General features: G+C 72.3%; 7 protein-coding genes. 2 read left to right on the top strand and 5 right to left on the bottom strand.

Going from position 1 to position 8,063, the window contains the following annotated elements:
* Positions 1–3 precede the first annotated feature (3 nt).
* Positions 4–699 carry a hypothetical protein gene (locus tag ACFWBW_RS39760; protein ID WP_385384120.1) on the bottom strand — a complete coding sequence of 232 codons (696 nt, stop codon included), beginning with the start codon at positions 697–699 and terminating at the stop codon, positions 4–6.
* A gap of 83 nt (positions 700–782) precedes the next feature.
* On the opposite strand from ACFWBW_RS39760, the gene ACFWBW_RS39755 reads away from it, so the two are divergent.
* The gene (locus ACFWBW_RS39755; protein ID WP_385384116.1) at positions 783–2,858 is read left to right on the top strand and encodes an O-antigen ligase family protein; all 2,076 of its coding nucleotides are present in this window, start codon (positions 783–785) and stop codon (positions 2,856–2,858) included.
* 8 nt (positions 2,859–2,866) lie between these two features.
* Positions 2,867–3,772, top strand: coding sequence for a glycosyltransferase (locus tag ACFWBW_RS39750; RefSeq protein ID WP_385384113.1), 906 nt, complete (start codon positions 2,867–2,869; stop codon positions 3,770–3,772).
* Between the two features lie 12 nt (positions 3,773–3,784).
* Here the strand turns inward: ACFWBW_RS39750 and ACFWBW_RS39745 are convergent, their stop codons facing one another.
* The 4 genes from ACFWBW_RS39745 to ACFWBW_RS39730 form a co-directional block, all read right to left on the bottom strand.
* Positions 3,785–4,606, bottom strand: a complete 822-nt coding sequence (locus ACFWBW_RS39745; protein WP_385384110.1) for a glycosyltransferase family 2 protein — start codon at positions 4,604–4,606, stop codon at positions 3,785–3,787.
* An 18-nt stretch (positions 4,607–4,624) separates the two neighbouring features.
* The gene (locus tag ACFWBW_RS39740; RefSeq protein WP_385384107.1) at positions 4,625–5,758 is read right to left on the bottom strand and encodes a hypothetical protein; all 1,134 of its coding nucleotides are present in this window, start codon (positions 5,756–5,758) and stop codon (positions 4,625–4,627) included.
* Positions 5,759–5,762: 4 nt separating this feature from the next.
* A complete protein-coding gene (locus ACFWBW_RS39735) occupies positions 5,763–7,253 on the bottom strand; it encodes an oligosaccharide flippase family protein (protein ID WP_385384104.1) in 1,491 nt (496 codons plus the stop codon).
* A partial coding sequence (locus ACFWBW_RS39730; protein WP_385384101.1) for a chain length determinant protein occupies positions 7,250–8,063 on the bottom strand: 814 nt, incomplete at its 5' end. The genes ACFWBW_RS39735 and ACFWBW_RS39730, both read right to left, overlap by 4 nt.

Raw genomic sequence — 8,063 nt, 5'->3', positions numbered from 1 at the left:
GTCTCAGCGGGCCGCCGCGGCCGCCGGCACGGGGCTCTCGTCCCGCTGCGGCCCGCTGCCCCCGTCGTCGGCGCGTTCGCGCCGGCGCCGGGCGCGGCCCGCCAGGAACCGATCGGTCCACAGCGCGCAGGCCACCCCGGCGACCAGGGCCAGTACCGCCGTCCCGGCCAGCCCACGGCTCTTGGTCCCCAACTGTGCCACCGCGGAAGGCGGTACGAGCAGGGTGACGCTCATCCGGCCCGCCGCCGGGATCCGCTGCTCGGCCTGCATGTCCGAGAGGTGCTTCCCGTAGACCTCGACGACCTTGAGCACCGAACGGTCGGCCGTGGCCGGGTCCGTGTGCTCCGCCTGGATCTGGAGGGAGGGAATCAGATAGCGCGGGGTGACGCTCGTGCCGCTGTTGCGCGGGATCAGCCGGTAGCTGCCCGCCACTCCGGCGGCGCGCAGTTCGGCCTCACCGTCGGAGGAGTCCAACTGCTGTACGGCGGCCAGGGACACGGCGGCCAGCGGCGGCTGCAGGTTGGCGAGCTGGTTCGGCTGGTTGCTCGTCACCGGCGGCTTGAGGACGACGATCGCGGTGCTCACGTAGGTCGTGGTGGGCCGGAGCACCTGGAGCGCCCCGGCAGCCGCCACCACGGCCGCCAGGAGCAGCACGTACCAGCGGCGGCGCAGCGCGCGGAACAGCTCACCAGGCGACAACAGGATTCCTTCCGTCGTGTTCGATCTTCCCAGGACGCCTGGCAACACGCCAACGGTTCCCGGGTGGTTGGGAGGGAGGCTTCGTGAACATCGGTGAGATAGGAGCGGTACTGCGGCGCCGCTGGTACGTCATGGGGCCCCTGACCCTGTGCGGGGTCCTCGCGGGCGCCCAGCTGTACCAGTCGGTCCCGGTGTCCTACCAGTCCCAGAGCTCGGTGGCCCTGCTCGATTCCACGGCCGTGGCCCAACTGGCCCCCGCCTTCGGCAACCCCATCGCGAACGCGGGCGGTTCGCTCGTGGTGACCGCCGACGTGCTCATCAGGACCCTGTCGGGCGCCGACGCGGCGCGGGACCTGCACGGGCTCGGGGTGACCGACCCCTACACGGTCGGTTTCGCCGCCAACGCCTCCGGCCCGATGCTCACGCTGACCGTCACGGGCACCAACCGGAACAAGGTGCTCAAGGAGACCAGTACGCTCACCGACTTCGCCGGGGAGCAGCTCAACGCGCTCCAGGCGGCGGCCAAGGTGCAGCCCGCCTACTTCGTGCAGACCGCCCCCGTGGTGCTGCCGCAGACCCCGAAACCACAGCTCAAGACCCGCTACCAGCAGGTACTGGCCGTGGTCATCGCCGGCCTGGTCGCCGGTTTCACCGCCTCCTTCGTCATGGAGAGCATGCTGGCGGGCCGCCGGCGCCGGCGGGAGGCAGCCGAGGCCGCGGCCGGTACGGCCAGGACGCGCGGGCGCAAGCGGACCCGCCACCGCGAGCTCGACGCCACCGCCCTGCTCACCGGCTACATGGGGTTGGCCTTCTTCATCCCCTCGAACCTGACCCTGCCGGGTCTCGGCGGCGTCGGCACCCCGGCCAACGTCTTCGCGCTCCTGGCCCTGTTCTGGTACCTGGCGACCTGGCTGACCGGCCGGATCAGACCGGCCCACGGCACCCGGCTGCCCCGGGTCGTCATGTGGCTGCTGGCGGTCTCGGTCCTGGCCTCGTACCTGGCGAACGCCTCCCGGGGAAGCTCGCAGAAAGAGGTCTTGGGCGCCGACCGGGGTCTGATCGGACTGCTGGTCTGGGTGTCGCTGGTGGTGCTGATCTCCGCCGGGATCCAGGACCGGGCCCGCCTGGACGTGCTGCTGCGACGGGCCGTGGTGATGGGGGCCGTGGTCGCCGCCATCGGCTACTACGACTTCTTCACCGCGACGAACATCGCCGAGAAGATCAGCATCCCCGGACTCCAGTCGAGCGTCGCCCAGATCACCACCCTGGACCGCGGGGCGTTCACCAGACCGCGCTCGACCACCGCGCAGCCGCTGGAGTTCGGCGGCATGCTCGCCCTGCTCCTGCCCTTCGCGATCCAGCAGGCCTTCGATCCGGTGCGGGCTCACCTGACCCGCTGGCGCCGCTGGGCGCCGGTGGCGCTGATGGGCGGTGCCCTGCCGCTGACGGTGTCGCGGACCTCCATCATCGGCGCCCTCATCGTGGTGCTGGTGATGGTGCCGAGGTGGAAGCCGCAGCGCCGCTGGACCGCCTTCGGTCTGCTGCTCGGCTCGGTGGCCGTCTTCAAGGTCCTGGTCCCCGGACTGATCGGCACGATCACCACGCTCTTCGCGTCCTTCGTGTCGAACTCCGACAGCAGCACCCAGGCCCGCACCGTCAAGTACAGCGCGATCGTGCCGTACTTGGAGGAACGCCCGCTGTTCGGCCGGGGTTTGGGTACCTTCACCCCGGACCTCTACTTCTTCACCGACAACCAGTACATGCTGACCCTGGCGGAGATGGGCCTGGTCGGCCTGCTCGCGCTCCTGGCGCTGTTCCTCACCGGAATCCACCAGGGCGGCGCCATCCGCCGCCTCGCCGCCACCGAGTCCGACCGGGAGCTCGGCCAGGCCTTCTTCGCCTCGGCCCTCGTCGCCCTGGTCAGCGCGGCCACGTTCGACGCCCTCAGCTTCCCGATGTTCGCCGGGATGTTCTTCCTGACGATCGCCGCCGGAGGCAGCTACCTCGGTTTCATCCGGCGCTCCGCGCCCGAGCCCCGAACCACGGAGTCCTCATGCCGTTCGACAGCACAGTTCCAGACAAAACAGTTCCCGACAGCACAGTTCTCGACAGCACAGCTTCCGACAGCACAGTCTCCAGTTCCCCGGCCGGCACCGTAGCCGTCGTCGTGGTGACCTGGAACAGCGCCCGGGTGATACCCGAGTTCCTCGCCTCCCTGCCGCAGGCCATGGCCGGGGTCGACTGGCGGCTCGTCGTCGCGGACAACGACTCCGCCGACGGCACCGTGGACCTCATCCGGTCACTGGCTCCGCAGGCCACCGTCGTCGAGACCGGACGCAACGCGGGCTACTCGGCCGGGGTGAACGCCGCGCTGGCCGCCGCCGCCGAATGGGAGGGCGGCTTCCGCACCGCCCTGGTGTGCAATCCGGACATCCGGATGCGGCCGGGCTGCGCGCAACTGCTCGTCGGCGCGCTCGGCGACCCGGTGGCCGGCGGGCGCCGGGTGGGGATCAGCGTCCCGCAGCTGTACGAGGAGGACGGGACGCTCTACCACTCGCTGCGCCGGGAGTCCCAGCTGACCCGGGCCCTGGGCGAGGCCGTGATCGGCAACCGTCGCGCGGGACGCTTCCCGCGGTGGAGCGAGCTGGTCACCGATCCGTCGGCGTACGAGCGCAAGACCGTCGCCGACTGGGCGTCCGGCGCGCTGATGGCGCTCTCCCGTGAGTGCCTGGACGCCTGCGGAGCCTGGGACGAATCGTTCTTCCTGTACTCGGAGGAGACCGAGTACTGCCTGCGGGCCCGCGACCGCGGCTTCGCCACCCGGCTCGAGCCCGCCGCCTCGGCCGTCCACCTCGGCGGGGAATCGCAGGTCTCCCCGCGCCTGTGGGCCCTGCTGACCCTCAACCGCGTACGCCTCTACGGTCGCCGGCACTCGGCACCGGCCACCATCGCCTTCCACGCGGCCGTGCTCCTACGGGAGACCTCCCGGGCGGCGCTCGGCCGCCCGGCGAACCGGGCCGCGGCGCGCGCCCTGACCAGCCGGACCGCGCTGCGCGCCACCCCGGGTCCCTGACCGGGCCGGACATCAGGTGGCGGGGGCCGGCCCGGCGGGGGCCGGTCCCTCCCAGGCGGTGTAGAAGCTCTCCGGGTTGACCAGGTAGCGGACGGTCGGCCGGGGCAGGTGGCGGACCTCGTGGCGCCGGCTGTAGCGGCGTACGAGCTCCCAGTCCTCGCGGGGCAGGACCTCGGGGGTCCGCCGCAGCCGGCTGAAGTACAGGGCCGGGGTGCGGCGCGCCACGAAGGCGTTGGTGTCGAGGAAGGCCTCGTGCGCCGAGCGGCGGCGGTCGAAGGGCACCGACAGCACGTCCCGCTGCGATCCGTCGGGGAGCACCCTGCGCAGCGCCGTGTACACCGCGTCGGGTCCGCCGGGCGACTCCAGGACCATCAGGGCCTGCTCCAGATGGTCGGGCTCCCACAGGTTGTCGTCGTCCAGGAAGGCCACGTACCGGGAGCGGCTCAGCCGGATCCCCACGTTGCGCACCACCCCGGCCGTGGCCGTGTTCCGGGCCAGCGACACCGCGAAGAGCCGTGGATCCGACGGGAGTTCGGGCAGTCCTGCCCCGTCGTCCACGACGAGGACCACCTGGTCGGCCACGGTCTGCGCCAGCGCCGAGGCCACCGCCGCGCGCAGGGCCTCGGGGCGCCGGTGGGTGGCGATCACGGTGGCGACCAGGGCGGACGGCGGCCGGCCCAGGAGCGGGCCGAGCCTGCCGGCCTCCGCGTTCTCGAAGCGGCGCAGCCGCAGGGCGGAGGGGGCCAGCACGAGCTTGTTCCTGGCCTCGAAGAGGACCAGCCAGCCGAAGGTCCGCTTGAGCAGCTCCCAGGGGGCCCGGGCGATGGGGCGCACGTCATGTCCTCTCGGTGGTCAGGGGGAGGGCTCGGGGACGACGGGCCGCCCGTCCGACATGCGGTTGCCGCGCCACACGTTCCCCGCGCCGCCCGCGTTCCATGCGGCGACCGCCCCGTAGAGCCCGCTGTGGGGGTGGTACTGGGTGGAGAACACGTTGTCGGTGACCTGGATGCCGGTGGCTCCCGGGCCACCGCCGTAGAGCGCGTACGCCCCTCCGGCCAGCCAGTTGTTGTCGACGACGACGTTGGAGACCACACCGGTGTCGGCGAAGAGCCCGAGCGCGGCGCTGGCGCCCTTGTCGACCGGGACGGAGTTCAGCAGGGTGTTGTGGCGGACCGTCAGCCGGCCCTTGTTGCCGCCGCCGCTGATTACGGCATCGGTGTGCTGCCACTCGCCGCCGAGGTTCCGGAAGGCGACGATGTCGTGCACGTAGTTGTCGTGCAGGTTGCCCTGGCCCATGGACAGGGCGTTGCCGAACACCGAGACGTCGCACCAGCCGACCTCGACGGAGCTCTCGCCCATGTTGGAGACCGCGTAGTTGACGCCTCCGTTGTCGGGGCCCTTGCCCGGCACCGCGGTGATCGTGGTGTGCAGCACCCGCAGGCCCTTGAAGCCCGGACGGAGGTTGATGCCCCACCAGTTGGTCGATGTGATCCTGCTGTCGATGACGGTGACGTTGTCGGCGTAGACGTCGAGCGAGCCGCGGATGTCCCAGCCCCTGATGACCATGCCGTCGGTCTTGACCGACATGTTCCCGACGTCGTGCCGCTCCAGCGCGATCCGGGGGCCGGTGGAGCGCGCGTCGGGGAAGCCGCAGGCGCCGGGCGAGGTGGCGTTGCAGACGGGGCCCGGGGCGGGCGGCGCACTGCTGCCCGGCGGGGGACGCGTCGGCGACGGGGAGGCGGAGGCCGCCGGGGTCGCGGAGGGGCTCGGGCCGACCGGCGCGGACGGCGAGTCGGTGGGCGCGGCGGTGGGCACGGGCAGGGGGAGGGGCTTCTCCTCGCCGGGGCATTCGAGGGCGCTCTCCGGGCAGGAATCGGCCGCCGACTCGCTGCGGCCCGTCCGCTCGGCCTGGTAGAGGGTCAGGGCGGCGACGGTTAAGACCCCGGCCAGCAGCCAGGCCCACAGTCGTTTGCGCACGCGTGCCATGGTGTCAGTCCTTGATCGTCGTGGCCGCGGCGGCCGGTGCGGCGCCGCGCAGGAACCCGAAGCTGGGCAGGACGCACACGGCGTAGCACAGGGTGGCGGCGGCCGCGGTCGCCAGGAGCGCGAGGACGCCGTCGCCGAGGAGCCGTTCCAGACCGAGGACCACGGCCGTCATCACGGCGCCGCCGAGGAAGGGCCAGGCGCAGGCGCGCGCCACGGTGCCCAGGCGGACGCCGCCCCGGTGCAGGGCGAAGAGGAACACCGGCACCACGACGGCCCCGGCGACCAGGACGTGGCCCTGGGCCACCCCCTCGATCCCGCCCGCGCCGGCGCCGGCCACCAGCACCGGGACCAGGACGGCGAGCCACAGACCCTGGACCCCGATGAGGGAGCGGCGGTGGCCGATCGCCACCAGGCAGTCGTAGGCCAGTTCACAGCCGATCCGGACCAGTCCGAGCCCCATCAGCCACGGCAGCGCGGCGGCGGCGGGCAGCCAGCGCGCCCCGTAGACGAGCTCGACGATGGGCCCGGCGAGGCCGGCCAGCAGCACGCAGAGCGGGACCGTGCCCGTCATCACCACGCCGAGGGCGCGGCCGAAGCCTCCCGCCAACGCGCCCGGGGAGTCGGCCAGCCGGGAGAACCCCGCGAAGGAGACCCGGCGGGCCGCCTCGGAGATGATCCGTACGGGCCAGCCGGAGATGTTGAAGGCGAGCACGTAGAAGCCGAGGGCCAGCTGGTCGAGGGAGGAACCCACCACCATGGTGTCCACGTTGACGACGCCGAGCGCGAGCATGCTGGCCCCTGCGAGCGGGAGCCCGAAGCGCAGCAGGGCCCGGGCCTGCTCCCGGTCCCAGCCGAACTTCAGGGTGCCGGGCGCGGCCAGGCAGCAGCCGATGAGCGCGGCCACGTTGCCCGCGACGGAGCCCCAGGCGAAGCTCATCGCGCCCCAGCCCTGGACGGCCAGCAGCAGGGTCACCGCGGTGCTGAGGACGAAGTTGACGGCGTCGATGGCCATCCGCCGGCCCTGCTGGAACTCCCGGGTGAGGAAGCCGGCGGGTACCTGCGAGAGCCCGTCGAGGACCACGCACACGCACATCACCCGCAGCACGCCCGAGGCCTCGGGCGAGCCGAGGACCCGGGCCACCAACGGGGCCGCCGCGAACAGGCCCGCGTACAGCAGCAGGCTGGAGGCGGCGCTGAGGGTGAGGACCGTCGGTGCGAAGCGGCGGGGGTCGCCCTCCCAGCGCACGATGGCGAGGGAGACCCCGAGCTCGTTGGCGGAGAGCAGGACCAGCAGGACCGTCTGGGCGATCCCGTAGACGCCCCAGGCCTCCGGGCCGAGGAAGAAGCGGGCGAGGATGATGCCGGTGACGAAGTTGCCCAGGCGCATCACCATGGTGTTGACCAGGCTCCACCGGGCGGCGGAGCCCACCTTGCGCGCCAGGGACGGAGCCTCGGGCGGGTCCTGGGCGGTGGTGTCCGTGGTGGGCGCGGTCACGGAGATGCCTTGGAGCGGAAGGCCGACGGGGGCAGGACCTTGAGCGCCATGGTCGCCGTGGGGTCGACGGCGCTGCCCTGCCGATCACTGGGACCGGGCTCGGGACCGGGGTTCTCCGGCGGCTCCCCGCCGCCTGCCACGGGCCCCCGCCGGCCGGGCTTGTCGGCCTTGCGGCGCCGGGCCTCGACGAAGAAGGTGGCCACGAGGCTGAGTACGAAGCCCAGCGCCGCCGCCATGACCAGGTACTGGAGCCGGGTCTTCGTCTGCGCCTCCGGCTTCTGCGGGGGCACGATCGTCGCCATGCGGATCATCGCCTCGGGGGTCACCGACTGCTGGGCCTGGAACTCCAGGAGCCGCTTCTCGGCGTACGCGGTGAAGAGCTGGTCCGACTTCAGGACGGCGGCCGGGTCGGTGCCGGTGACGCTCAGCCACATGAAGGGCCCCTGGGCGTTGTCGGCGATCTTCGCCTCGTACAGGCCGGTGAGTCCCTGGGCCTTGAGGTCGGCCTTGGAATCGTCGGAGTTCAGGTTGCGGGCCAGCCCGTCGGCCATGCCGGTGAGCGAGGCCTGGGTGCTCAGGAAGGGGTTGCCGTCGAAGGCCACCGTGGCCTTCTTCGAGTTCAGGAGGGTCACGGTGCTCTGCGACCGGTACTCCACCGGGACCAGCAGGTACACGCCGGTGATGAGCGCGGCCGTGAGCAGCAGCCCGGGCAGCAGCACGTACCAGCGCCTGCGCATGACCCGCCAGATCTCCGCGAGGTCCATCAGCCTTCTTTCGATCCAGGTGGAACAGGGGTGGAAGCAGTGCTGT

Source organism: Streptomyces sp. NPDC059957 (assembly GCF_042730015.1).
Lineage (GTDB): Bacteria > Actinomycetota > Actinomycetes > Streptomycetales > Streptomycetaceae > Streptomyces.
Note: the sequence above shows the minus strand (reverse complement) of the source record. Positions and strands in the feature narration are given on the sequence as shown.

Bases quoted from the DNA above. Each gene is read 5' to 3' on its own strand.
- ACFWBW_RS39740 (WP_385384107.1), bottom strand. From the start codon at position 5,758: ATGGCACGCGTGCGCAAACGACTGTGGGCCTGGCTGCTGGCCGGGGTC.